Origin of the sequence: Vibrio sp. TBV020 (assembly GCF_046056895.1) — a bacterium.
GTDB lineage: Bacteria > Pseudomonadota > Gammaproteobacteria > Enterobacterales > Vibrionaceae > Vibrio.
Genome location: NZ_JBEEAQ010000003.1, coordinates 2,268,317 through 2,292,123, shown reverse-complemented (window position 1 = coordinate 2,292,123; position 23,807 = coordinate 2,268,317). Strand labels below are relative to the sequence as shown.

Below are 23,807 nucleotides of genomic sequence, written 5' to 3'. Positions count from 1 at the left end.
TGCGATTTTCTACTTTTTAACGACGCTTAGGTTTGCGTCCTGCTGGTGGCTTACTATTACCTTGAGCCGCGGGTTTTCCACCACGAGCGGTATCTGGCTTACCAGTAGGCTTGCCATTGCGGTTACCCTGTCCTTGAGTTTTGTTACCACCTTGAGCATTCGGCTTACCGCGGCCTTTGCCGTTTCGTCGCTGCTCACCATTCATCTTCTCAAACCCTGGTTGGCTCTTAGTGTGTTTAGTAGCAAAACGTTGTGAACCATGACGGCCAGACTTGCGACGTTGAGCCGGTGTCTTCGCATCAATGTCTTCAGCAGGTACTAAGCAGCTTGGTTTGTCACCGATTAGGTGTTTTTTGCCCATGCTGATAAGTGCTTCACGAATCAATGGCCAGTTGTCTGGGTCATGATAGCGCAGCAGTGCTTTGTGCAGGCGGCGTTGGCGCTCACCTTTAGCAACCGGTACTTCTTCGCGCTTTTTGTATTTCACGCGTTTAAGTGGGTTAGTCTCTGAATAGTACATCGATGTTGCATTACACATCGGCGACGGGTAGAAGTTCTGTACTTGGTCACACTCAAAGTTGTTCTTTTTCAGCCACAAAGCCAGATTTAGCATATCTTCATCTTCAGTGCCTGGGTGAGCTGAAATGAAGTAAGGGATTAAGTACTGTTTTTTACCCGCTTCTTCACTGTACTTTTCGAACATCTCTTTAAATCGATCGTAAGTACCCATACCAGGTTTCATCATCAGATCTAATGGGCCTTTTTCGGTATGTTCTGGGGCGATCTTTAAGTAACCACCAACGTGGTGAGTAACAAGCTCTCGGACGTATTCTGGAGATTCGATTGCTAGGTCATAGCGAACGCCAGAGGCAATCATAACCTTTTTAACGCCTTTCACTTTACGCGCTTCACGGTAAAGATCGATAGTGTGCTTATGGTCGGTATTCAGTTTGTTACAGATACCGGGGAAGACACAAGAAGGACGGCGACAGTTGGCTTCCGCTTTAGGATCACTACAGCCTAATCGGTACATGTTCGCAGTAGGTCCGCCTAGGTCTGAAATTGTGCCAGTGAAGCCCGGTACTTTATCGCGGATCTCTTCCAGTTCGCCCAGAATAGATTCTTTAGAGCGGTTCTGAATAATTCGACCTTCGTGTTCGGTGATTGAACAGAATGAACAGCCGCCAAAACAACCACGCATGATGTTAACGGACGTCTTAATCATATCGTAAGCTGGGATCTTCGCTTTGCCGTACATAGGGTGTGGTACGCGTGCGTAAGCTAGACCAAATACATAATCCATTTCTTCTGTAGAAAGTGGGATTGGTGCTTGGTTAACCCAAAGCTCACGATCACCATGACGTTGAATTAGTGCACGGCCCGAATATGGGTTGGTTTCAAGGTGCATGATACGACTAGCGTGAGCGTAAAGAATTCGGTCGTTGTTTAACTTTTCAAATGGTGGAATACGTACAGCCGTAGTCGCAGCATCATGACGAGAAGGGCGGATCGTAATCGCTTTCGCTTCAGGTTCTTGCGTTTTTGCTTTGGTATCGCATTGTTCCTCAACCGCGTATGGGTTTGGTGGAATAAATGCTTCCTTACGTGGCTTCTCGATACGTGAAGAGTCAACGATAGTGTAACCGTCAGGCTCTGCAGGCAGATTGACCGCTGTACCACGGATATTAGTAAGCGTAGAAATCTCTTCGCCATCTGCTAGTCGGTGAGCGACTTCAACCAAAGCGCGTTCAGCGTTACCAAACAAAAGAATGTCGGCTTTTGCATCAAATAGTACCGAGCGGCGAACTTTATCTGACCAATAGTCATAGTGAGCCAGTCGACGAAGACTTGCTTCAATACCGCCTAAAACGATTGGAACGCCCTTGTAGGCTTCACGACAACGTTGAGAATAGACAAGTGTAGCGCGATCAGGGCGCTTGCCACCTTCATTGTTTGGCGTATAAGCATCGTCGTGACGAAGTTTACGATCGGCAGTATAGCGGTTGATCATCGAATCCATATTACCAGCCGTAATACCAAAAAATAGATTCGGTTTACCAAGCTTCATGAATGCGTCTTTATTGCTCCACTCAGGCTGAGCAATGATACCAACACGGAAACCTTGAGCTTCAAGCAGACGACCGATGATCGCCATACCGAAACTTGGGTGATCGACGTAAGCATCACCGGTCACAATAATAATGTCACAGCTATCCCATCCTAAGGCATCCATTTCCTTGCGACTGGTAGGAAGAAATGGCGCAGTGCCGAAGCATTCTGCCCAATATTTTTTATGCTCATGAATAGGAGTAACGTTGCTGTACATATTTTGCTCTCAGTTCCAAGGAGCGCGAATTATAGCGACTTGAACCGTGACTATCTACCTCAATTCTTCGCTTGTTTTTGAGAGCAAGAGAACCCTTATTTTGGTTATGGAAATAGAGACAGTCCGAAAGTGTTATCTGGTTAATAAAAAAAGCGGGCATAGTGAGCTATATTATGAAACTGAGTGTTTATTGTGTGTAAGGGAGTTGCATCTAACGTGATCAATCAAATCTCGAAAGCAGAATCAATACCCACTCATTGGGATAAGTTTGCGGTCTACGATTGGCATATTGATTTAAAACACCAAGTCTTACAGTGTGATGCTGAGCTAAATGAACTGTTATTTGGTCAAGGGTCGCATACGGTCACCGCTGCATCTTTTCTCGAACTCTTGCCTACATCTCAACGAGCGCAGATCAAACAAACCTTTAAAATGGTGTTGGAAACGGGCAACGGAACAAGAATCAGCTGCTGTTTATTGGCGGTGGATATTCTATTTGCGTATGTCGACATCGCGGTAGAGAAAGTCAACGAACATGCTTTAGAAGGTACGTTGTCACCAAGGTTAATCATTTCGAATAAACAGCAACTGACAGAAGTGTTCTATTTTCTGTTTGAGAATCATCATCATGGCATTCTTGTTGCGGATGAAATGACCAAGATTCTGGCCTGCAATCATCATTACGAACAGCTGACTGGTTACCAGAACAACGAAATTATTGGTTTGAAGACCAGCATCTTCAACGCAGAAAAACACAGTGACGCTTACTACGATCATTTATGGGGGCAATTAAAACAGCAGGGTTATTGGAGTGGCACCATTCTTACTCGACGCTCTGATGGCAGTGTTTTTCCCCAAGATTTAACCATTCAGAGAATTGAGTCCACCACTGGAACGCCGTTTTTTGTTGGGCTGTCAGCGGATCTTTCCGGGAAGTTAGAAAGAATTGATGACATCGAAAGCGACGGCCTCGACTTATTGACCCAATTACCAAATAGAGAGCGCTTTCTCGCTATTTTGACCCAGACTTGTCAGGATATTCAAAAAGGTCAGAGTATCGTTGTTATTGCCTTGAAACCAAAGTTGGATTCCACCGCTGAAGCCAAAAGGCAGTTCGCCAGTTACCTTAAAGACAATGCTCATCCGCTATTTTGTGGTTATTTGAGTCAAGGTTTCTTTGCGGTTTGCTTACCGTTTGAGTTTCAGCGTAGCGATCAGGTTATTACCCAGATCGGTCGCTCGATCACCAAGCTCTTTCATAGTTTTAAGCATGCGCCAATGCCAACTGCCAAGGCGCTAAAAGAGGGAATTACGGGGGTATCTGTGTTCCAAGCAGACGCAACTACTCCTAGCCAGTTGGTTTCACACGCCTACCAAGCGGTATTGGAATTCCATTCAGGGCGGGAAAAGAGGATCAACTTTTACGATCGTAAACTTCATCAACAATTAGAGCGCAGAAAACTGGTTGAAGAACATGTGTTACGTACTTTAGATGAAGAGAGCATCGACGTTTACTTTCAGCCTATTGTTGATTTGGAAAAGCAGCGAGTAGATAAGTTCGAGGCTTTGTGCCGTTTTCCAGCGAACGACAAGTTTAGTGCAACAACCCAAGAGTTGGTGTCGGTGGTGGAAGACCTAGATAAAGTGGTTGAGCTAGATGATGTGGTCTTACTGTCCGCGTTGAAACAGCTTCCCGAATTACAAGCACGTTTTGGTGAGCATATATCGTTGTCCATAAACCGTTCGCTTAAGACAACAGCAGAGTTGACTAATATACTGGAAAGAGCCGCTAAAATATTGGATGCGCAAGGAACAGACCCTAAAATGGTGACGTTTGAGTTTACCGAAAGCGCCTATTTCGAGAGTGACGAACAAAATCGAGAAATATTAGCTTTGCTTCGTGAAGCTGGAGTCAAGATTGCCGTTGATGATTTTGGGACAGGTAGCGCGTCGTTTCGATATTTGAAAGAGTGCTATTTTGATGCGCTTAAAATCGATCGGACCTTTATTCAAAATATTACTCCTCAATCCAGACAGTACGACATTGTTCGTGCATTAATAGACTTATCAGCCAAACTTGGTTTAGAAGTCATCGCAGAAGGCGTGGAAACCGAGCAGGAACTAGAAGCGGTGCGAGAGCTTGGTGTCAATTACATTCAAGGCTATTACTTTTCCAAACCAGTGCCTTTAAGTGAGTTAGAAACTGATCCCGATTATTATCGCCTAGCAGATAAAATCTCGCCGGCCTCCGCTCGCTCAATGGGCAAAATTGTTGAACACTCTCATCACATCGATCCGGGTGAACCGCTGTCATTGATATATCAATACTTCAATGACCACGACCACGAATGCTTCCCCGTCGTAGAACAAAAAGTGTGTGTCGGTTTTATCGATTTAGCTAATGTCAACTTACACTTAACTCCGAATATGGGGACTGACCTAGAGTCAAACAAAGAAAATTCCTATTGGCACAAACCCGCGAATCGAATTATGCAGCCTATCGTCACAACACTGCACTGGCATACTCCACAGACAGAGATTACCAAGCTTATTTCGGGCAAAGCGCCTTTCCCTTGGTGCTTGGTTGATGACAATGGGCACTTTAAAGGTTTAGTCAGTCAGAAGGCGGTATTAGATTGTCTTGTTAATAATATTTCTGTCACTTAGCGCCTATTGTTCTAATCTTTAGTAGTAGTGATAGCTAAACGAACGAGGCAGCATAATGGCTCAAGTGCAAGGCTCGAGCACCGATTCCCCTAAACCATTACAATCTCGCGCTCATCCATCGATAGAGTGGCAGTGGGATATAGCCTCACATCATTTACACATTGATGAAGCACTTTGCCGGCAAGTGTTAAGTGCTGACTTACCGTCACTTACGGGTAATGTATTGTTGCCTTGTATGAGCTATCACGATCAAACTACCTTCTTAGACAAGCTTACCAGTATTAAGATTCGCTCTGGCAAGCAACGCTTCAACTGTTGTTTGAGGCTGGATCGAGACCAATGTTGCTATGTCGAGTTGATATTTAGTTGTGATGACGGCAAACAAGTTACCGGTGTGCTGACGCCACTTTTTTTCTTTCAAGTAACTGCAATAAGTACTGGGGCGTTGTTTGGGCAGCTATTCAACAATGTACATCATGGTGTTCTGCTGATTGATGAGCAAAGAAATATTATGGTTTGCAACGACCACTTTCTTTCATTATCTCGATACACCAATACAGCACTAAAGGGTCAGCCTTTCACTACTCTCCAATCTGAAAGGCACAGTGATAGCTTCTATAAAAAAATTTGGCAGCAAGTTGAAGAGTCAAGTTATTGGTCTGGAGTGGCGTTATTGCAAACTTCCCAAGGACGAGCCTATCCACAGGATCTGACCATTCAACGGATAACTCTAGAAGAGGGAATCTTCTATGTTGCGGCGCTCTTGGATCTTTCAGACAACATTTATCGAATAGAAGATGTTGAGTATGGGGGGATAGAGCTTCTTACCCAACTTCCCACAGAGAAGCAGTTTACTCGAGCTGTAACCCAAAGAAGTCAGCGTAAGAGCGATGAGGTTATAATGGTCGTGGCTTTTCAGCCTCCATTTGACCAAGCGGACGATTTCGACCTTAAAGCGCTTCTTTCTGAACATCTAACGCAAGAGCCACAAGCTGTAGAGGTCGGTTATCTTGGGAGCAATCACTTTGTCGCGTGTGTTGAATGTTGTAAAGTTAAAGGGCCTTCCCAAGTTCGTTTGATTCACCAGTCTATTCGTCGTCTATTTTCTTCGATTAACCATCATGCAGGTCAGAAAATCTACAATGCGATTATGCAGGGGCGAATTGGTGTCTCTGTCCTTGGTCAAGATACCCATGACCCAAAACTTCTCGTACCTCATTCAGTGCAAGCAATGTTGGAGCAGAGTGCAGCAACGAGTAGAGGGCATATAACCTTCTATCACGGAGTGTTACACAAACAAGTATTGCGACGTAAAGAGTTAGAGGAGTGGGCAGAGAAAAGCATTAAAGCGAAAGAGGTGGATGTTTATTATCAGCCGATTGTAGATACTCAAAACTGGGATGTAGTTAAGTTTGAAGCATTAAGCCGCTTTAGAGGACCGAATGGGCAGATGTTGAATACACAAGAGATGGTAAACATCGCCGAAGACTTAGATTTAGTCGCAGATTTAGATTGGTGTGTAGGTCAACGTGCGTTACAGGATCTTAACCATATTCAGGAGCGGTTTGGTCGTCACCTAGGTGTGACAATTAACCGTTCTCTTAACACTAAGCTCGACACAAATGAGGTGTTAGAAAGCGCCGACTCATTAGTGCATCAATACGCTAAGCACCCTGAAACTGTCACCATAGAACTGACAGAGAGTGCCTATTTTGACAGTGAGTCTCGGCAATCTTCGCTGATCCGCAATATTCGCCGAAGAGGCGTGCAAGTCGCGATTGATGATTTTGGCACCGGTTACAGTTCGTTTTCATATTTAAGTGACAGTAACTTTGACTTGATCAAGATTGATAAGGAGTTTGTAAGCAACTTAAATGAGGGTACGAATAAATACTATATCGTTAAAATGATCACTCAACTTGCTCATACACTTAATGTCAAAGTTGTCGCAGAGGGAGTGGAAACCAGAAGTGAATTAGAGGCGGTTTACGGCCTCGGCGTTGACTATATACAAGGCTATTATTTTTCAAAACCGCTACCTATCCATGAACTAGAAAAAGCGTGGAGTTATTGTGATAAGCTAGAGCAGTTCTTGTCGGGCAAGGGGCGTCGTTTACAAGCGAATATCTTGAGTCTTACCCAAGTCCACTTACCTTGTTTAGCACCAAACGATACGATTGAAAGGGCGCATTCTTTGCTTACTTCAACCCAATATGATGTGGAAGTGATACCTGTCCTTGATAAAAAAGTGTGTGTTGGGGTAGTGGGGTTGGAAGATGTGAACTTACACCTGTCTCCAACAGTGGGCACCAAATTTGAGACTCGCCATGATGTTGTTAGCAGCCGCAAAACATTAAACCAGATTATGCGAAGAGATATTCATACGTTGACGCTCGAAGACCGTGTGGATCAAGTGACTGAAACCATAAAACAAGGGATAAAACCTCCATGGTTGGTGGTGAATGCTTGTGGTGATTACTTGGGTGTTGTGACACACCAAGACATATTGACCTACTTCACTGATAGCTAAAAAAAATCAGTCTGCTATTATCCGCATCCAATAATAATTTTTGTTTGATGACACCATGATCCAGCAGCTACTTGCCGTGTTTGCCCCAATGTTATTGGGCGCTCAACTTCTTTTGACCCTTATTCTTGTTAAGGGCGATATTTGTCCTGGTCAACGAGGACGAGTCCACAAAATGTTGCCGTCACTAGCGATACTTTGGCTTGCCGTTGCCTCTCTGCGTATCGAAGCTATGATGGTGGTCTTCGCCATTGCTTATTTTTATTCCCAAGTTCAAACCAAGAAGACACGCGATCAAGGCCCAATTTGGGTAATGTACCTCGCTAATGGTTTAGCGCTTGCCTATGTCGGTATTCAAATCTTTGAACAGCCAACGTTAGCCGCGGGTTTGAGTGTCGTGGTGCAAATATTCTTACTTGGTGCGATGCTGGCGCATTTACTGTTGACGATTGCGCGCACACGCTTACAAGCATTCCATCGAATCTTACCGGTTACTGGTGTTGTTGCCGCTATGCTTATGTCTCTCACTATCTTGCTTAAAACTTTTGGTTTGGACAGTGATGTACTCGCATCTGTGACTCAGCCTTTGCTAACAGGGTTTGCACTGCTGATTACTGCAATTGTGGCATGGTGTTGGCACTTACTTGCTTCAAAAGAGATTAATAAAGGCCAACTGGCGATTGCGTTAATCTTTTTACTATTGTCTGCGACGTCGAATCAGGCATTATTTGCTCTGTAAAGAGTAGGAGTTTCGATCAACTTCACTTCATTTCGGTCAATTTATGTCTACGCTTGAATAAGTAAGTGTGGAATAGGAGGCCGTCATGGACCTAAGCAATGTGAGCAACTTTGATAGCATCATTTTGTTGGGCATAGTAAACGAAAAGCTACGTTTAGAATGTGACAGTTTTGAAGAACTTGTCTCAATGTATGAAATGGATGTTGAAGCAGTGATAGGTAAGCTAGATGTGCTTGGTTATCAGTATGATCCTTTGACCAATCAGTTCAAATCTTACGACAGATAATGATACCAACCAGAGTAAATATCTGTTCATTCTAGCTGGTTAAAATCGCTGATAGCAGCGTTATAGCTTTTGTAGGTAGATCAACTAGCTACCTGCAATCTATGTCTTGCTCTAAGCGATTTTTCCGGCGTAATGTCAAAACATCTATTTATCCCGGTTGGAATAAAAAAAGGTGCTATGCCTCCTTTTTTTGATCTCTAACTAGACAGTTTTAATTCCATCTAGGTGACTTTGGGATTGCTGCCTTGCGGTATTGAAGAAAGCTTGTAAATAACGCTTATCTTTGTCTGCATGTCGTGTCGCAGCAAACAAGCGTCGCCACAAACCGTTTCCAAGTGGGATACTGCTAATCAAGCCTTGGCGAGAAAACTCACTGATCGCCCAATTTGGGAGCGCTGCAACACCCAGCCCCGCGGAAACCATCTGAATTAACATCAATGTGTTGTCTGCTTGCTTCCACTTAGCTGGCTCAATACCAACGGGTTGCAAAAAGTGTTTAACTACATCTAAACGGCTTTTTTGTACCGGGTAAGATAGCATCGTTTGATCGACAAGATCTTCTGGCTCAATACACTCTTTTTGCGCCAGTGGGTGTGAAATAGAAGTGACTAAACGCATCTCGAAATCAAACAATGGCTCGTAGTGCACTTCGGACCTGGGCTGAATATCTGAAGTGATCACAAGATCAAGTTCCCCACCCATCAATGCTGGCAATGGCTCAAACCCAAATCCGGAGGAAAAGTCGAGTGTCACGCTTGGCCAAGCAACTTGATATTCCTTAAGTGCAGGCATTAACCATTGGAAGCAAGAGTGACATTCAATCGCCATATGCAGTCGACCATTGACGTCTTCTTTCAGGCTCGCGATTTCATTTTCTGCTTTGGCTAAGCGCGGTAACACATCATCGGCTAGCTTAAGTAATATCTTGCCTTCGGAGGTGAATTTAACTGGCCTAGTTTTACGCAGAAACAATTGCCCACCAATCCTCGACTCCAAATCTTTAATTTGGTGAGACAGGGCGGACTGGGTCAAATGCAACGTTGTTGCCGTTGCAGTGAGTGAACCTGTGTCTCTCAGCGTGGTTAATGTTCGTAAGTGCTTTAGCTCTATCATGAAGTCCCTTCAGTCAAACTTTCTAAGCATGAATATTATTAACCTAACGTGTTTTTGTAGAGGTGTAAACATCTAGACGTCTAAAAATTTTGGTGTTTATTTATTAATTAGTCGAAAGAGAGTGTTTGTCATTATGAAGAAAACTAATAAACAAGTTGAGTATTTGGAGATTGTCGTCCACTCGGTTTAGCGAGATAGTTTAGCCATCCAGACATCCTTGTGGTGAACTGAACAAAATAACGAATAAGACTTGTAAAATTTAAGGATGAACAAATGACAACAACGACTCATATACTAGGTTACCCTCGCATCGGTGAAAAACGAGAGCTGAAATTTGCTCTGGAAAAGTATTGGCGTGGCGAAATTTCTCAGGCCGAGCTTAAATCGGTTGGAAGTCAGCTGCGTAGCAAGAACTGGAAAACGCAACAAGATGCCGGCTTAGACTTCGTAACTGCAGGAGATTTTGCTTGGTATGACCATGTGTTAACTACAACGCTACTGCTTGGTCATGTGCCTAAACGTCATCAAAATGGTTTCCCAGATCTTGATACATTGTTCAAAGTGGGGCGAGGTCAGTCACAAGCAGGTTGTGGTTGTAGTGGTCATGCTGCATCGGACATGACCAAATGGTTTAATACGAACTACCACTATATTGTTCCAGAATTTAGCCAAGAGGACACTTTCGAAGTAAGTTGGCCGCAATTATTCGAAGAAGTTAATGAGGCTGTTCAAGCTGGTCATAATGTAAAGCCAGTCTTACTCGGGCCTTTGAGCTATCTATATCTGGGCAAAGAAGTAGACCAAGGATTTGACCGATTAACGTTACTCCCTCGCTTATTGACGGCATACCAAGCGATACTGGCTAAGCTAGCGAAACAAGGTGTTGAATGGGTGCAAATTGATGAGCCAATTCTGGCGCTTGAACTAGACAAACCATGGTTAGATTCATTTAAGTTAGCCTATCAAGTAATCCGAAGCGACGTAAAAGTTCTTTTGGCCACGTATTTTGACTCAGTTGTAGACACTCTAGATAACATTGTCGAACTCAACGTTGATGGCCTTCACATAGATTTATCTGCTTCACCGGAACAGTTAAACATTGTTGCTAGCAAATTACCTGAAAACTGGGTGTTATCGGCGGGAGTCGTCAATGGTCGTAACGTTTGGCGAGCGGATTTAAGTGCGCAGTTTGAGCTACTTAAACCGATAAAAGAAAATCTTGGTGAAAGACTTTGGTTAGCAAGTTCTTGTTCACTATTACATAGCCCAGTCGATCTAGATCTAGAGCCTGAATTAAGTGATGAAGTCCAAAGTTGGTTTGCATTCGCTAAACAAAAAGTGACGGAAGTGGCGTTACTTGGTCAAGCGTTAGATGGCAGCCAAGAGGCAATCTTAGCGTGTGATACCTACAGTGCACCGATTCAAAACCGTAAAACAGCGACTCACGTAAACAAACCACAGGTACAGGCTCGTCTTAATAGTATTACCAAATGCTTGGCTGAGCGAACGGAACCTTATGTTGAACGAGTTGCTCACCAGAGTAAAGTCCTAGGCTTGCCACTATTCCCTACAACAACGATTGGCTCGTTTCCTCAAACAAGTGAGATTCGTGTTCAGCGTAGCGCATTTCGCAGCGGAAAACTGTCCCAGGAAGAATATGAAGTAGCGCTTAAAGGGCACATTAAAGATGCGGTAAAACGACAAGAGGCACTCGACTTAGATGTTCTCGTTCATGGGGAAGCTGAGCGTAACGATATGGTGGAGTACTTCGCCGAAAACCTAGCGGGCTTTCAAACAACTAAATTTGGTTGGGTACAAAGCTATGGTTCACGCTGTGTAAAACCTGCGATTGTTGTTGCTGATATTGAGCGCGAGAAGCCTATCACTGTAGAGTGGGCAACCTATGCGCAGTCGCTAACGTCTAAACAAATGAAAGGGATGCTCACCGGACCTGTAACAATTCTATGCTGGACGTTCCCCCGTGAAGATATCACGCGTAAAGAAATCGCTGACCAGTTAGCATTGGCATTACGCGATGAAGTCTCTGATTTACAAGATGCTGGTATCAACATCATTCAGATTGACGAACCTGCAATTCGAGAAGGTCTACCATTGAAAAAGCGCGACCATAAAGCGTATTTAGAGTGGGCGGTGGATGCCTTTAAGATTTCTGCGGCGAGTGCTAAACCAGAAACTCAAATTCATACTCATATGTGTTACTCAGAGTTCAATGAGATCATTGACTCCGTTGCGGCATTGGATGCAGATGTTATTACGATTGAAACTTCACGCTCAAATATGGAGCTGTTAAAAGCGTTTGAAGAGTTCAATTATCCGAACGAAATTGGCCCCGGTGTCTACGACATCCATTCACCAAATATCCCTTCGAAAGAGTGGATCGAGGAATTGATCAATAAAGCGGCAGAAAAGATTCCGGCAGAACGTTTGTGGGTGAACCCTGACTGTGGGTTAAAAACACGTAATTGGCAAGAAACCGAAGCTTCACTTGCGAACATGGTGCTCGCGGCAAAACAATTACGTAAGAAGCACATCGTCGAAGCGTAATTGATTTTAGAAAGGGTAAAACAAAATGCCAACCTACTAACGGGTTGGCATTTTGGGCTATCGCTAGATAATTTTATCCGTTGATAGAGGTTGCGATCTTAAATCGCTTCACCATTTACAGTTACGACGACATCAATGTTGCCGCGTACCGCATTCGAATATGGGCAAACTTGATGAGCAACACGAACCAATTCTAGAGCTTGTTCCTGTGGAAGATCGATATTTGCAGCTAGGCTCACAGTTAGGGCGAAGCCGCCTTGTTCGTTTGGACCAATACCAACTTCAGCAGTTACTGGTGCTGAGCTTAATGCGACTTTTGCTTCACGAGCAACATGTAAAACTGCGTTTGAAAAACATGCAGAATAGCCAGCAGCAAATAGTTGCTCTGGATTTGTCGCTGCACCACTACCGCCCATCTCCTTTGGATAAGACAGTTCTAAATCCAATAATCCATCGTCAGTTTTTACTTGACCGTTACGACCAGCGAGAGCAGTTGCTTGTGTTCTGTATAGGGTAGTCATGGCGTCTTCCTTTTAATTTAAATTGTGCACAATTGAATTGCTTACAATATTAGATCGAAACAAACATTGAATGCAAGTATATTGTGCGCAATTTATTTTTTCAGGAGCCGAGCATGGCCAGTTGTGAAAGTGAAACAAGTCTCTCTCGTGAAGAGAGTTTAAGAATAGAAAACCAAGTGTGTTTTCCTTTGTATAGTGCGGCGAATGCAGTGATTCGCACCTACCGTCCATTGCTTGATAAGCTCGACCTGACTTACTCGCAGTACTTAGTCATGATGGTGCTGTGGGAAAGTGACGGTATCAGTGTGAAGGATCTAGGTGCAAGATTGTACTTAGACTCGGGAACGCTAACCCCGTTATTGAAACGGCTTGAATCGAAAGGTTTCGTTGTTAGAGGCCGAAGCGAGACAGATGAACGAGTGCGAGTGCTTAAACTGAGCGAAGTTGGAGCAAACTTGAAAGCAGAGGCTTTAGCCGTTCCTGAAAGTATGAAGTGTCAAATCCAGTTAGAGTTGGATGAGCTAGTCCAACTCAAAAAATTATGTGAGAAACTGATTAATACACTCAAACCGTAGGGATAGAGGAACGTAGCTCTAACATCAAGACATGAGCGCTGTTTCCTGACATAGCATAAGGGTTAAATTCACTAGAGCCTGAGTATCTTAAATTTATAGGAGCAGTCATGCTAGTGGAAGGAACGTAGCCCATAGCCCAATTGCTGAACTCCCTTACACTTATCTCACGGTAATCCAACATGATGATCTTCGTATGTCTGTGATCATTAAGAATCTGCTGATAGACGTGATTTACATTGGTTCGAGAACCTTCGAGGCACTGCAAAAAATAATTTTGATTGAAGCAGAGCAACCCAGTGACATCTAAGCGACTATTGTTTTCGCGTGCCGAATAGATAATATTTTCAACATCTGAAATGTTAAAGCCCTCGGCTATAGAACTTGCATAGATCAGTCGAGTAAGGAACATGGTAAAACTCACTGTCAGTGGTGGTAATTAATATAAAAGTTAGTGCATATTGGGCTGGCTTGCAAAATACAAAGGATTGAAGATGCTTGAGACAAAACGGTTACGCCTAAGACAATGGCAATCATCAGATAAAGAACCCTACATTGCGATGAACGCAGACGAGAAAGTGATGCGCTTCTTTCCTTCGACGATGAATCGAGAAGAGACGCTGGCACAGATTGGCAGAGCTCATGCTTATATTGAAAAGCATGGTTGGGGTTTTTGGGCCGTTGAGCTTAAATCTACTAATGAGTTTATCGGTTTTGTTGGACTGCTTGGGCAAGATGCTGAGTCAGGTTTACCTAATGCACCTATGGTTGAGGTTGGCTGGAGGCTAAGTTCGAAACATTGGGGAGAAGGTTACGCACCAGAAGCTGCAAAGGCTGCTCTAGGGTTTGCATTTACTGATCTCAATCTGAGCGAAGTGTACTCTTTCACCGCTTTACAAAATGAACCTTCACGTCGAGTGATGGAGAAGGTTGGAATGCAAAACACGGGGCAAAACTTCAATCATCCCAAGTTGCCCCAAGGTCACGAGCTAGAGCGCCACTGCTTATATCGGATTACATCTAGCCAGTGGCAAGCTCAACAGTAAGTAGAACCACATAGCTTACAAGACCCGATTATCTCCTGTGCTATAAGCAATGATTTGGCTGATGTGAGAGAGCGTTCTTCCGCTCTCTTGTTGCCAATAAGTAAACGCTTTACTTGCAGCTTCAAGTGAGCGTTTAGTGTCACGACCACCTTCAATAATCTTATAACTGCGCAGATAACTTTCGACATCTCCTGACAAGATAAAAGTATCTACACCCATTTGACGCAAGCTATAGGGGCCAGTATTACCACCGAGTCGATTGCCATGCTTTTTAAGGTACACCCAAAGGTTTGTGATCTCTTCACTTGGCCAATTAGCGACCATTTCACCAAATGATCCGTGCTTTAATGAAGCCTCATGGATCATCTGTGCGTTGGCTTGAATCGATTTAACTTTAGCGTGGTGCCGAATAATGCGTGTATCCGCGGCTTTGTTGTCCCATTGTTCGTCAGACAGCATTAGAAGAGGGCCAACCTGAAAACCAAAAAAGACCTCTTCAAAGTTAGGCCATTTATTTCGCACTACTTTCCATGAAATACCACTTTGAAACACCTTCATACTAAACGCTGATAGCCAGCGGTCATTTGGAACCTCTGATAACTGCTTGCGATTTAATGGGGTAGAGAGTAGTGATTCTAAGTTTGCTTCACCTCCCTTTCTTTCTGCGGCGCGGTGATAAATATCATCAAATTTTTCAAGGGTCATAGGCTCTGGTCTTTTATAGGGAAACAGCTGTGGTTATCCTACCTCAAATGGAGGCGTTCTCACGGCATTTTCTAATCACAAAATCTGAAAAAATGCGGTTTTTCACTGAAAGTTGGCGGCCTTTGTACAACAGGTGGATAGGTTTTGGTGCAGGGCTCTCTTTGGTAAGAATCGGTACGAGCAATTCGGAACGTAGCTCTTGCTCAATAAGAATCTTTGGCTGAAGTAAGATGCCTAACCCCTTTATGGCCGCGAGCTTCAATACATCCCCATTGTTCGCAGCAAGACGGGGCTGTATTGAACGATTGAAATGCGTTGGTAAAGTCGTTGTATGCTCACTGCCGGTTTTACTGTAACTAAAGCCTAAGCAACAATGATGTTCCAAAGCATCGAGAGAATCTGGCGTTGAATTTTGTTCTAAGTATTCTGGGGATGCGCTGTATATCATCTGATAGTCCCCCAAATGTCGCGCAACGAGTTCTGAATCTTTCAGCTCACCGATACGAACGATAAAGTCGATGTCACTGCTATAGGCGTCAACAAGGCCATTATCTAACACCACCTCTACATCTATATTGGGGTAGCTAATTAAGAAGTCTGTCAAAATAGGGGCGAGAATATGATTGCCAAAGGTGATTGGTGCATTGATTTTCACGCGCCCTTGAGGTGAGTTTTGCATGTCATGAATTAAATTCTCAGTATTAGTTATGTCATCCAAGATACGCCGGCATTCTTGATAGTAGATGGTTCCTGACTCTGTCAGTGATTGTTTTCGAGTTGTTCGATGGATAAGAGCGGTTTGAAGAGCATTTTCAATATGCTTAATGTGTTTACCAACCATGGTTGCAGATATAGAAAAGTGATTGGCAGCTCGTCGGAAACTGCCTTGTTCTGCAACGTAACAGAACACTTTCATACTAGTTAACTTGTCCATTGGCAACTCTGAGTGTTTAAACTGAAAACTTTTGCCTAGTTTATCAATTGAAGAGTGTTAATTAAATTATGAATACTCTTTAGTTAACTCTTAACCAGTACCATGGACTCTACAATTTATGTAACCGCTCAGTTGATGATCAAACCCGAAATGGACATCAATGAAGCAAAAAAAGCGATCGAGCAATTCTGTCTCGATATGGAATCAGAAGCGGGTTGTTTGAAAGCGCAAGCTACCTATGATGTCGATAATGAAAGAAGTGTCATTCTATGGGAAGAGTATGCCGATAAAGCGGCAATTGAGGCTCACTTTTCAACGCCTCATACTCAAGCTTTTATTGCAAAAGGCATGACTGAACTGGTTCGTGCGACAAATAGTCAAAAATAGGATAGATGACGATGAAATGGGGAATACTCGGAACGAGCTTCATATCTGATGTGATGGCACAGGCAATAAACAACGACTCGAATAGCCAGCTACACGCAGTTGCTGGGCGAAACCCAACTATGCTTGAAGAGTTTAAGAAAAAGCATGGACCTAGCAGAAGCTATCTATCAATGGACGAGCTAATAGCCGATAGCGACGTTGAGGTAGTATATATTGCGCTGCCTAATCACCTGCATCATGAATACGTAGTGAAAGCCGCTCAGGCAGGTAAAGCCATTTTGTGTGAGAAGTCGTTGTCTGTCGATATGGAAAAAAGTGACATCGCTCTTAATGCCGTTGACAAACATAATGTCTTTTTTGCAGAAGGTTTGATGTACCTAAATCATCCGATTGCAGCTCAAATTCTAGAATTACTAGAGAGTGGGACGATAGGGGACGTTCGTTCGATCCAAGGTTCGTATGTAGCCGCAATTAGCCAGTTTGTTAACCCAGACAGCAAAGGCACATTGTATAACTTGGGTTGTTACCCGGTATCGTTGATGCACCTTGTCTTGCAACATCAGTTTGGTGATGAAGTGTTTGCTGATACAGAAATAAGTGCGATTGGTCGACGTGGTGCCGACGGAAATATCTGCGAGACGAGCGCACTGTTTAAATTCAACGGTCAGCTAACCGCTCAGATACATACTGCAGAAGACTACGGGTTGAAACACCAGTTTACTATTTTAGGCAGTAAAGGTTCGATTAGCTTCGTCACCAACCCTTGGTTACCGGCTGAGGACAATAAGCTGGTGATTGAAGTGTATGAAACATCAACAGAGGAAGTAGTCGTCCCAGCACAAGGAGATGGTTTTTTCTATCAAGTACGAAATGTTCGACAAGCAATTGAGTCGGGTGCAAAACAGCTAGAGAGACCGAGTGCGACGCCGAAAGACTCGTGGCAAATTATGAAGCTGTTGACTGATTGGGAAAAGGCAGCGAGCTGATTCAAATAAAAAACCAGAGCACTAGGCTCTGGTTTTTGGTTAGCTCAACTGAGTTGTTGCTTTAATCAACCGTTCTTAGGTGGAACAAATGCAGTTAGCTCAAGAGCTGGTCCTGTGTATTTTTCAATACGAACCAGTGAAGAGTTAGCTGCACAACCATTCGCCAGACGTGATGTCGGGATATCTGAAGTCAGAACGTTAGCGCCGCCATTTTTACATAGGCCTGTTTTAGCATCTAGATCCGGCCAGCCACCTTCGTGGATACAAACGGAGCCTTGCTTAATGCCGTCTGTTACTAACGCGCCTACTAACACTTGACCGCGGTCGTTGTATGCTCGGACCAAATCACCACTCTTAATGCCACGAGCTTTAGCATCTTCAGAGTTGATAGAGATTGGCTCTCTATTCGCAATTGCGTACTCGTCACGAAGCTTAGCGTAGTTAAACTGGCTATGAAGACGATGAGCTGCGTGAGCAGTCATTAACTGTAGTTCACCTTCTTTGGCAGAACCTGTGTATTCCGTTGGTTCCATCCAAGTTGGGTGAGCAGGACAGTCTTCAAGTTTGTAGCCTTCGATTGTTTTTGAGTAGATCTCGATCTTGCCACTTGGCGTTCCTAGTGGGTTCATAACCGGATCTTTGCGGAAATCTGCGTGACGAACAAACTCTGCTGCTTTCTTATTGTACTTCATTTCGATCAGCTGGTTATCGTCCCAGAACTTACCGAACTTAGGCATACGGATACGTGCAGAGCGTCCTGCTTTTTGAGCAACCTCATAGAAGCCTTTCAGCCAAGCCATCTCATCTTTGCCTTCGGTAAAGACATCGCGACCACCTGGCTTGATCATCTCGGCCATGTCAGCAAACACATCAAAGTCGTTACGAGCTTCACCTTGCGGTTCGACTACTTGCTTCATTGGGACTAGGTGTTGGTTACTGTAGTCACCAGTCATAGTCATATCATTACGTTCGAATGAAGTAGTGATAGGAAGTACAACGTCGGCGTGTTTAGCTGCAGCAGTCCAGTAAATCTCTGAAATAACTACAAGCTCTGGTTTTTGCCATGCCTTGATCAGACGGTTGGTGTCTTGGTGGTGAGTGAAGTTACCGCCGCCTGCCCACCAGATCATCTTGATGTCAGGGAAGGTTAGCTCATGACCATTATGGTGGAACTGCTTACCAGGGTTTTCTAAAGCTTCGACAATACGAGCTACAGGGAAGCTGTTTACCGCTCCAGACACTGCCCAGTCGTTACCAGCAGAAGAACCGCCGCCGATAGACGCTGAAATTGCAGGAAGAACCGCAGCATCACGTGTTGGGTTACCACCGTTAGAGTAGTGGTAAGAGAAGCCGAAACCGCCGCCTGGCAGACCGATTTGACCAAGCATCGCTGCAAGAGTGACGACCATCCAGTGGCGCTGTTCACCAAACTGCTGGCGCTGAATACCCCAACCAGCCATCAGCATTGTGCGGTTCGCACTGAAGATATCGGCTAGTAGTTCGATTTGTTTTGCTGGAACGCCAGTAATGCCTTCTGCCCATGCTGGTGTTTTTTCTACGCCGTCTTCTTTACCTAATAGGTACTGCTCAAACTTATCGTAGCCAGTGGTGTATTTATCTAGGAAAGCTTTGTCGTGTTTGCCTTTAGAGACTAGTGAATGAGCAACACCCATCATCAACGCTACGTCGGTCATCGGATGTGGGGCGATCCACTGAACGCTGTCGCCTAGGAATTCGATAGTTTCAGAGCGCATAGGGTCGATAGCGATGATCGTTTTACCAGACTTCTTCAGCTGGTGGAAAAATTCAAGGCCAGAACAGTCAGTAGAACTCCAAGCGATCTTAAGTGTGTTCAGTGGGTTCATACCCCAAAGAACAACAACATCAGAACTTTCGAGGACAACAGGATGAGTAGTTTGCTGTTCGTAAACTTCAATAGAACCCATTACGTGTGGCATGATGACCTGAGCAGCACCCGTTGAGTAGTCACCTAAGTGACCAGAGTAACCGCCAGCCATGCTCATGTAACGCTGAAGAAGTGTCTGCGCTTTGTGTAGAACACCACTTGAACGCCAGCCGTAAGAGCCTGCGAAAACAGACTCAGCGCCGTTCTCTTTACGAATACGCATGTGTTGTTCATGGATTAATTTGTACGCTTCGTCCCAAGACACACGAACATATTCATCGCTACCACGAACGCCTTCTGGTTGGCTTGGATTCGCTAAGAAACCTTTACGTACCATTGGGTACTTGATACGTGCTTTAGTGTAAACCTGATCCGGACCAGTAGTTTGTAGGCTATTTTCTACTGTCTGTGCCACTGCATTGGTGGTCGAGATCAACTTACCATCTTTGACATCACAAAGCATTGGCCCCATACGGCCTGCTGTTAATACGCCAGAACCTCGTTTGTTTGCGGCAGATGCTGTTAGGGGAGTTAAGGAGGTAAACGCCATAGCGCCCGCTGTCATACCAGTCCCTTTGAGGAATCCGCGACGTGTAATATCAGTCATAATCTTTTCCTTATGTTTCTTAGTGACCAGCCACATCTTTTGCGTGGTTCTGGAAGAATTTAGTCAGTACTTCTAAGTCGTATTCTGAAATATCGGTACGGTCGCCCATGCCTTTTGCTACAGGTCCCCAAGCGTTAACAGTAAAATGGCCCGCCGCAATTTTTGCGTGACAAGTTGAACAGTAAACGGTGTCTAGCTGCTCAGCGTAATCCCACAGCGGCTCTTGAGTATCGAGTACAGGTGCAGTAATTTCGGCTTGCAAAGAAGCTGTGCGCCATTCATTGCCATACTCATCTGCTGTGTAATCTCCAACGGTAAGAGCGGCTTGACCTGCGTCCGTCAGCATAGCGACGATCGCTCGTTGACCTTCGCCAAAGTAAAGGACTTGCTCTGCGCCTTTCATCTGATACGCGTCTAACTGAACCGTGCGAGATGTATCAGTTTGAGCGATCACGTGCAGTTCGGTAGTAGGGTTGATGGTTCCTAACTCGCCCATTTGAACAGCTTCAACTGGGTAAACTGTCTTGGCATTTGGGTCGGTCTTCTCAGTGAAGGCCATTAGGTTGTCGAAGGCTGCGCTGTCCATCTCTGGCTCTGGAGCGAAGTGAGCGACACCCTTATGGCAGTCAATACAAGTTTGATTATTATCTTGGCCGTATTGGTGCATTTTGGCCGCATCTTCAGACTGCTCGTACGTGTCCATTGCACCGAATTCATGGCATGAACGGCAGGTTGCAGAATCATTTGCTCTTAGCTGAGCCCAGACAGTTTCCGCCATCGCCATTCGATGTTCTTCGTACTTATCTTCTGTATCGATCTTTCCAGTTACAAACTCATGGTAGATGTCTTTGCTAGCGCGAATTTTGGTGATGACATAATCAACCGGATCTGATGGGATATGACAATCAGCACACTCGGCGCGTATGCCTTTGGCATTACTAAAGTGAATCGAGCCTTCGTACTCTTCGTATGGGATCTCCATTGAGTGGCAAGAAACACAGAATTCGGTACTAGATGTGTAATGCATAACCGCGGCTGTACCGCCTAATGTCAGCCATCCGATACCGATACCGATAACCGTTATCAAAGCGATGTAGCGTTTCTTTATTGACATGAATTGAAATAACTCTTTACAAAACTAAATGATTAGTCGCAAATTACTCCTTTAGTAGTACTTGGTATTGATCTGGCTCATGTCCATGCATAAATTGTGTGTATAGTGAATAAAACTGGGATAAAGATCTGAATGTGTGATTTTTCAGGTTTATGTACTTATATGTAAGTATTTGTGATGTGTATATTTTGAGTGGGGCGCTGGGTAGTGACGGAGCTAGCCAGTAAGCCTAGCTAGCTCAGCGATGGGAGTGTTAAAGTGTCAGTAAGAAATTGACCAGCTGGTTATACTCATCGAATGAGCGGATCTGATCAGGTTTTACAATGTACTTGTCGTTAACTAAAACACCAGGAACGCCAGTCAACGTACTTTTCTCAAATTGCTTATCAAAACCTTTTTGCATCGAGTTCACGACAAAACTGTTGTACGCAGAATCGAACTTGTCAGCATCAATTCCATTATTAATGAAGACTTGGCGAAGCGCTTGTTCATCTTTTGGCGTTGCGCGCAGTTCATGAATCTGTTTAAACATCGCAGGTACCATCGTTTTTTCAGCATCTAGAGCAACCATGGTCGCGTATGATTTTGCCATTGGAATAGCCATATCATTACCCATGAAAGCAACATGTACCTTCTCGAAAGTTGCGCTCTCAGGAAGTGCTGCTTTCAGGTTGTCGATCACCGGTTCAAATTTGTAGCAATGTGGGCAATAAAATGAAAAGAACTCGGTGACTTTTGATGTCGCAGATTTTTCTACGTCCAATACTTTGTAATGAGTACCTTCCTCGAACTGGGTTGCGTGTACCGTGAATGAAAGCGCAAGGCTTGCAAATAGAGTGATTAACTTTTTCATCGTTTAAGTCCTAAAAATTACCAAAAATTGGGTCACTTCTCGGCCATATGACAGAGCAAGTGGTGTAAGTAAGTTCGGGTTAAGCGATAGGAGGACGGAAAAGAGTTTGAATACGAGAGATGGCTTTTCCAAACGTGTCTTGACCGATAGGAGCCAAAGATACTGAGAGTGGGGTAGTTAAGGTAACGGTTTGAGCGAGGGGCGTTTTTAGTAGGCAGATTGAGGCACAACAATGGTGACTAATGGTTTGATCACTGTGATCGGATTTTGGACACTCAGCTGGATGCACTGTCAGGCTAAGCTCGAGATGAGCATTGTCTGTTGAATAAGAAAGGGGATTAGTTTGCGCACTCGCAGTCACACTGGCAAAAATCAGTGTGAATGACACAAAAAACGCAATGACTATTCTACGGCTAATCAAAATAGTGACCCTAACTTAATTCGCATGTAGCTTACCTAAATAGATTCAAAATAGAAGAGCTGGTCGACGAAGTTGTTAACTTAAGGCCATTTTTACAAGATCAAAGAGAAGGCGATGGACGACATAATTATTCCGACACTAAATTCTAAGACTTTCCATGACTTTGGTTTTTTGAATAACGGCGCTAAGAATTTTGCACCATAACCCAGTGAAAAGAAAAATAACAATGAAGCTGTGATCGCACCTGCTGCAAATAGCCCCTGATTAGGTTGATATTGTGTAGAAATAGATCCGAGCAGAATAACGGTATCTAGGTAGACATGCGGATTGAGCCATGTAAATGCCAAACACATCGAGACTGCTTTGAAGAGGGAGGCTTTAGTCTCCGAGCGAGTATCCATGCCGTGATGAGCGGTAAATGCTGACTTGAAGCTAAGCAAGGCATAGGCGATCAGAAACAGAGCGCCGCCATATCGGGCGAAAGCTTCTATTTGTGGATACTGCTTTATGATAGCGCCGAAACCAGCAACCCCCAAACTAATCAAAATAGCATCGGAAATTGCACAAACGGCGCAAACTACAAAAACATATTGGCGCTTTAGCCCTTGTTTGAGGACAAATGCATTCTGAGAACCAATGGCAATAATCAGTGAAAGCCCGAGTGAGAATCCCGCTATATATGTTGTCATTGCAGTTTCCAAAAATTTAAATATCAGCTATCTACGTAAAACTAATCGTGCTCGACGAAAATCAGTTGATTAGTGTCAAAGCCACGTTTCTCTGACATCGAGACAAACTTGTCTATGATCTCTTGGCTGACGTTCGGCGTTCTAGATAGTAACCAAAGGTAATCATTATTTGGTCCAGAGATAAACGCATATTGATAATTTGTCTTGTCTAGATCAAATACGATGTATGAGCCATAGAAGGGGCCGAAGAAAGATACTTTTAGATAACCTTGATTGTTGTCGTTTACGAAGTAAGCTTTGCCTTCTGCCTCTTTCCATTCCTGATTTTCAGTAGAGTAACCGCGGTTTATGACTCGTACGCCACCATCTTCACGCAATGAGTAATCGGCGGTGACGTTTTTCAATCCACGTTCAAACGAGTGGTCGAGCCTAACAACTTCATACCAAGTGCCTAGGTAATTATTGAGCTGAAAATCGCTGACTGGTTCCACACCTTTTGGCATGCCAAGGCAACCACTCAACAACAGAGCTAATACGATGATAAATCCGTTTCTCATGATGACTTCCTTGTAGATTGTTTTTACTTGCTGAAAATACGCGCGATCTTGTGGCCAATAGCAAAACTTACGATAGCGACGGTTATGACGACAAAGCTAGCATAGATATGGCCAACGACTGCTGAAACACCGAAGCCCCATACGAATGAAAATACTAACCCTTGGAAGGCTTGATAAGGCCATTGGACGATCGGGAAGTGAGACTCTGCCGCCATTAAAAAAATAAGCCCAACGAGCCCTAAAAGCGCAGTCAAAATGCCAACCCAAACATTCTTATTCATATCAG

22 protein-coding genes are annotated in these 23,807 nt (G+C 44.1%); 9 read left to right on the top strand and 13 right to left on the bottom strand.

Annotation, left to right across the window (positions count from 1 at the left end; all coding sequences use genetic code 11):
• Positions 1-16: 16 nt before the first annotated feature.
• Entirely contained in the window at positions 17-2,326 is a 2,310-nt protein-coding gene (locus AAFX28_RS18415) for a YgiQ family radical SAM protein (RefSeq protein ID WP_408689823.1), read from the bottom strand.
• Positions 2,327-2,542: 216 nt separating this feature from the next.
• On the opposite strand from AAFX28_RS18415, the gene AAFX28_RS18410 reads away from it, so the two are divergent.
• From AAFX28_RS18410 to AAFX28_RS18395, 4 genes are all read left to right on the top strand, one after another.
• The gene (locus AAFX28_RS18410; protein WP_408689822.1) at positions 2,543-4,993 is read left to right on the top strand and encodes an EAL domain-containing protein; all 2,451 of its coding nucleotides are present in this window, start codon (positions 2,543-2,545) and stop codon (positions 4,991-4,993) included.
• A gap of 55 nt (positions 4,994-5,048) precedes the next feature.
• Positions 5,049-7,523 (top strand): EAL domain-containing protein, encoded by a 2,475-nt coding sequence (locus AAFX28_RS18405; RefSeq protein ID WP_408689821.1) that lies wholly within the window; start codon positions 5,049-5,051, stop codon positions 7,521-7,523.
• Positions 7,524-7,578: 55 nt separating this feature from the next.
• Positions 7,579-8,259 carry a hypothetical protein gene (locus tag AAFX28_RS18400; RefSeq protein ID WP_408689820.1) on the top strand — a complete coding sequence of 227 codons (681 nt, stop codon included), beginning with the start codon at positions 7,579-7,581 and terminating at the stop codon, positions 8,257-8,259.
• 85 nt (positions 8,260-8,344) lie between these two features.
• On the top strand, positions 8,345-8,545 hold the full coding sequence (locus AAFX28_RS18395; RefSeq protein ID WP_408689819.1) for a DUF4250 domain-containing protein: 201 nt from the start codon (positions 8,345-8,347) through the stop codon (positions 8,543-8,545).
• Positions 8,546-8,746: 201 nt separating this feature from the next.
• On the opposite strand, the gene metR is transcribed toward AAFX28_RS18395, so the two are convergent.
• Complete coding sequence (gene metR / locus AAFX28_RS18390; protein WP_408689818.1) at positions 8,747-9,658, bottom strand: HTH-type transcriptional regulator MetR; 912 nt, start codon at positions 9,656-9,658, stop codon at positions 8,747-8,749.
• A gap of 273 nt (positions 9,659-9,931) precedes the next feature.
• Here metR and metE point away from each other — a divergent pair, with 273 nt between their 5' ends.
• Positions 9,932-12,223, top strand: coding sequence for a 5-methyltetrahydropteroyltriglutamate--homocysteine S-methyltransferase (gene metE / locus AAFX28_RS18385; RefSeq protein ID WP_408689817.1), 2,292 nt, complete (start codon positions 9,932-9,934; stop codon positions 12,221-12,223).
• Positions 12,224-12,321: 98 nt separating this feature from the next.
• On the opposite strand, the gene AAFX28_RS18380 is transcribed toward metE, so the two are convergent.
• On the bottom strand, positions 12,322-12,744 hold the full coding sequence (locus AAFX28_RS18380) for an organic hydroperoxide resistance protein (protein ID WP_408689816.1): 423 nt from the start codon (positions 12,742-12,744) through the stop codon (positions 12,322-12,324).
• Between the two features lie 113 nt (positions 12,745-12,857).
• Here AAFX28_RS18380 and AAFX28_RS18375 point away from each other — a divergent pair, with 113 nt between their 5' ends.
• Positions 12,858-13,319: a MarR family winged helix-turn-helix transcriptional regulator gene (locus AAFX28_RS18375; protein ID WP_408689814.1), complete on the top strand. Its 462-nt coding sequence runs from the start codon at positions 12,858-12,860 to the stop codon at positions 13,317-13,319.
• On the opposite strand, the gene AAFX28_RS18370 is transcribed toward AAFX28_RS18375, so the two are convergent.
• Positions 13,309-13,728 (bottom strand): BLUF domain-containing protein, encoded by a 420-nt coding sequence (locus tag AAFX28_RS18370; protein WP_408689812.1) that lies wholly within the window; start codon positions 13,726-13,728, stop codon positions 13,309-13,311. The genes AAFX28_RS18375 and AAFX28_RS18370 overlap by 11 nt on opposite strands.
• An 82-nt stretch (positions 13,729-13,810) precedes the next feature.
• On the opposite strand from AAFX28_RS18370, the gene AAFX28_RS18365 reads away from it, so the two are divergent.
• Positions 13,811-14,362, top strand: a complete 552-nt coding sequence (locus AAFX28_RS18365; protein ID WP_408689811.1) for a GNAT family N-acetyltransferase — start codon at positions 13,811-13,813, stop codon at positions 14,360-14,362.
• 15 nt (positions 14,363-14,377) lie between these two features.
• Here the strand turns inward: AAFX28_RS18365 and AAFX28_RS18360 are convergent, their stop codons facing one another.
• Both AAFX28_RS18360 and AAFX28_RS18355 read right to left on the bottom strand, forming a co-directional pair.
• A complete protein-coding gene (locus tag AAFX28_RS18360; RefSeq protein ID WP_408689809.1) occupies positions 14,378-15,067 on the bottom strand; it encodes a DNA-3-methyladenine glycosylase I in 690 nt (229 codons plus the stop codon).
• 43 nt (positions 15,068-15,110) lie between these two features.
• Positions 15,111-16,001, bottom strand: a complete 891-nt coding sequence (locus AAFX28_RS18355; RefSeq protein WP_408689807.1) for a LysR substrate-binding domain-containing protein — start codon at positions 15,999-16,001, stop codon at positions 15,111-15,113.
• 102 nt (positions 16,002-16,103) lie between these two features.
• Here AAFX28_RS18355 and AAFX28_RS18350 point away from each other — a divergent pair, with 102 nt between their 5' ends.
• Positions 16,104-16,388, top strand: coding sequence for a putative quinol monooxygenase (locus AAFX28_RS18350; RefSeq protein ID WP_408689806.1), 285 nt, complete (start codon positions 16,104-16,106; stop codon positions 16,386-16,388).
• An 11-nt stretch (positions 16,389-16,399) separates the two neighbouring features.
• The gene (locus tag AAFX28_RS18345; RefSeq protein ID WP_408689804.1) at positions 16,400-17,374 is read left to right on the top strand and encodes a Gfo/Idh/MocA family protein; all 975 of its coding nucleotides are present in this window, start codon (positions 16,400-16,402) and stop codon (positions 17,372-17,374) included.
• A 65-nt stretch (positions 17,375-17,439) separates the two neighbouring features.
• Here the strand turns inward: AAFX28_RS18345 and AAFX28_RS18340 are convergent, their stop codons facing one another.
• The 7 genes from AAFX28_RS18340 to AAFX28_RS18310 all read right to left on the bottom strand — a co-directional run bounded on the left by AAFX28_RS18340 (position 17,440) and on the right by AAFX28_RS18310 (position 23,802).
• The gene (locus AAFX28_RS18340; RefSeq protein ID WP_408689802.1) at positions 17,440-19,887 is read right to left on the bottom strand and encodes a molybdopterin guanine dinucleotide-containing S/N-oxide reductase; all 2,448 of its coding nucleotides are present in this window, start codon (positions 19,885-19,887) and stop codon (positions 17,440-17,442) included.
• A gap of 19 nt (positions 19,888-19,906) precedes the next feature.
• Positions 19,907-21,001: a NapC/NirT family cytochrome c gene (locus AAFX28_RS18335; RefSeq protein WP_408689800.1), complete on the bottom strand. Its 1,095-nt coding sequence runs from the start codon at positions 20,999-21,001 to the stop codon at positions 19,907-19,909.
• A gap of 253 nt (positions 21,002-21,254) precedes the next feature.
• Positions 21,255-21,854 (bottom strand): thiol:disulfide interchange protein DsbA/DsbL, encoded by a 600-nt coding sequence (locus tag AAFX28_RS18330; RefSeq protein ID WP_408689798.1) that lies wholly within the window; start codon positions 21,852-21,854, stop codon positions 21,255-21,257.
• 79 nt (positions 21,855-21,933) lie between these two features.
• A complete protein-coding gene (locus AAFX28_RS18325; protein ID WP_408689797.1) occupies positions 21,934-22,242 on the bottom strand; it encodes a hypothetical protein in 309 nt (102 codons plus the stop codon).
• Positions 22,243-22,367: 125 nt separating this feature from the next.
• Positions 22,368-22,964 carry a LysE/ArgO family amino acid transporter gene (locus AAFX28_RS18320; protein WP_408689796.1) on the bottom strand — a complete coding sequence of 199 codons (597 nt, stop codon included), beginning with the start codon at positions 22,962-22,964 and terminating at the stop codon, positions 22,368-22,370.
• A gap of 41 nt (positions 22,965-23,005) precedes the next feature.
• Positions 23,006-23,521 (bottom strand): lipocalin family protein, encoded by a 516-nt coding sequence (locus AAFX28_RS18315; RefSeq protein ID WP_408689794.1) that lies wholly within the window; start codon positions 23,519-23,521, stop codon positions 23,006-23,008.
• Between the two features lie 23 nt (positions 23,522-23,544).
• The gene (locus tag AAFX28_RS18310; RefSeq protein ID WP_408689793.1) at positions 23,545-23,802 is read right to left on the bottom strand and encodes a hypothetical protein; all 258 of its coding nucleotides are present in this window, start codon (positions 23,800-23,802) and stop codon (positions 23,545-23,547) included.
• Positions 23,803-23,807: the final 5 nt, after the last annotated feature.

Coding starts and splice junctions, on each gene's coding strand:
- AAFX28_RS18415 (WP_408689823.1), bottom strand. CDS start 2,326: ATGTACAGCAACGTTACTCCTATTCATGAGCATAAAAAATATTGGGCA.
- AAFX28_RS18405 (WP_408689821.1), top strand. CDS start 5,049: ATGGCTCAAGTGCAAGGCTCGAGCACCGATTCCCCTAAACCATTACAA.
- AAFX28_RS18400 (WP_408689820.1), top strand. CDS start 7,579: ATGATCCAGCAGCTACTTGCCGTGTTTGCCCCAATGTTATTGGGCGCT.
- AAFX28_RS18395 (WP_408689819.1), top strand. CDS start 8,345: ATGGACCTAAGCAATGTGAGCAACTTTGATAGCATCATTTTGTTGGGC.
- metR (WP_408689818.1), bottom strand. CDS start 9,658: ATGATAGAGCTAAAGCACTTACGAACATTAACCACGCTGAGAGACACA.
- metE (WP_408689817.1), top strand. CDS start 9,932: ATGACAACAACGACTCATATACTAGGTTACCCTCGCATCGGTGAAAAA.
- AAFX28_RS18380 (WP_408689816.1), bottom strand. CDS start 12,744: ATGACTACCCTATACAGAACACAAGCAACTGCTCTCGCTGGTCGTAAC.
- AAFX28_RS18375 (WP_408689814.1), top strand. CDS start 12,858: ATGGCCAGTTGTGAAAGTGAAACAAGTCTCTCTCGTGAAGAGAGTTTA.
- AAFX28_RS18370 (WP_408689812.1), bottom strand. CDS start 13,728: ATGTTCCTTACTCGACTGATCTATGCAAGTTCTATAGCCGAGGGCTTT.
- AAFX28_RS18365 (WP_408689811.1), top strand. CDS start 13,811: ATGCTTGAGACAAAACGGTTACGCCTAAGACAATGGCAATCATCAGAT.
- AAFX28_RS18360 (WP_408689809.1), bottom strand. CDS start 15,067: ATGACCCTTGAAAAATTTGATGATATTTATCACCGCGCCGCAGAAAGA.
- AAFX28_RS18355 (WP_408689807.1), bottom strand. CDS start 16,001: ATGGACAAGTTAACTAGTATGAAAGTGTTCTGTTACGTTGCAGAACAA.
- AAFX28_RS18350 (WP_408689806.1), top strand. CDS start 16,104: ATGGACTCTACAATTTATGTAACCGCTCAGTTGATGATCAAACCCGAA.
- AAFX28_RS18345 (WP_408689804.1), top strand. CDS start 16,400: ATGAAATGGGGAATACTCGGAACGAGCTTCATATCTGATGTGATGGCA.
- AAFX28_RS18340 (WP_408689802.1), bottom strand. CDS start 19,887: ATGACTGATATTACACGTCGCGGATTCCTCAAAGGGACTGGTATGACA.
- AAFX28_RS18335 (WP_408689800.1), bottom strand. CDS start 21,001: ATGTCAATAAAGAAACGCTACATCGCTTTGATAACGGTTATCGGTATC.
- AAFX28_RS18330 (WP_408689798.1), bottom strand. CDS start 21,854: ATGAAAAAGTTAATCACTCTATTTGCAAGCCTTGCGCTTTCATTCACG.
- AAFX28_RS18320 (WP_408689796.1), bottom strand. CDS start 22,964: ATGACAACATATATAGCGGGATTCTCACTCGGGCTTTCACTGATTATT.
- AAFX28_RS18315 (WP_408689794.1), bottom strand. CDS start 23,521: ATGAGAAACGGATTTATCATCGTATTAGCTCTGTTGTTGAGTGGTTGC.
- AAFX28_RS18310 (WP_408689793.1), bottom strand. CDS start 23,802: ATGAATAAGAATGTTTGGGTTGGCATTTTGACTGCGCTTTTAGGGCTC.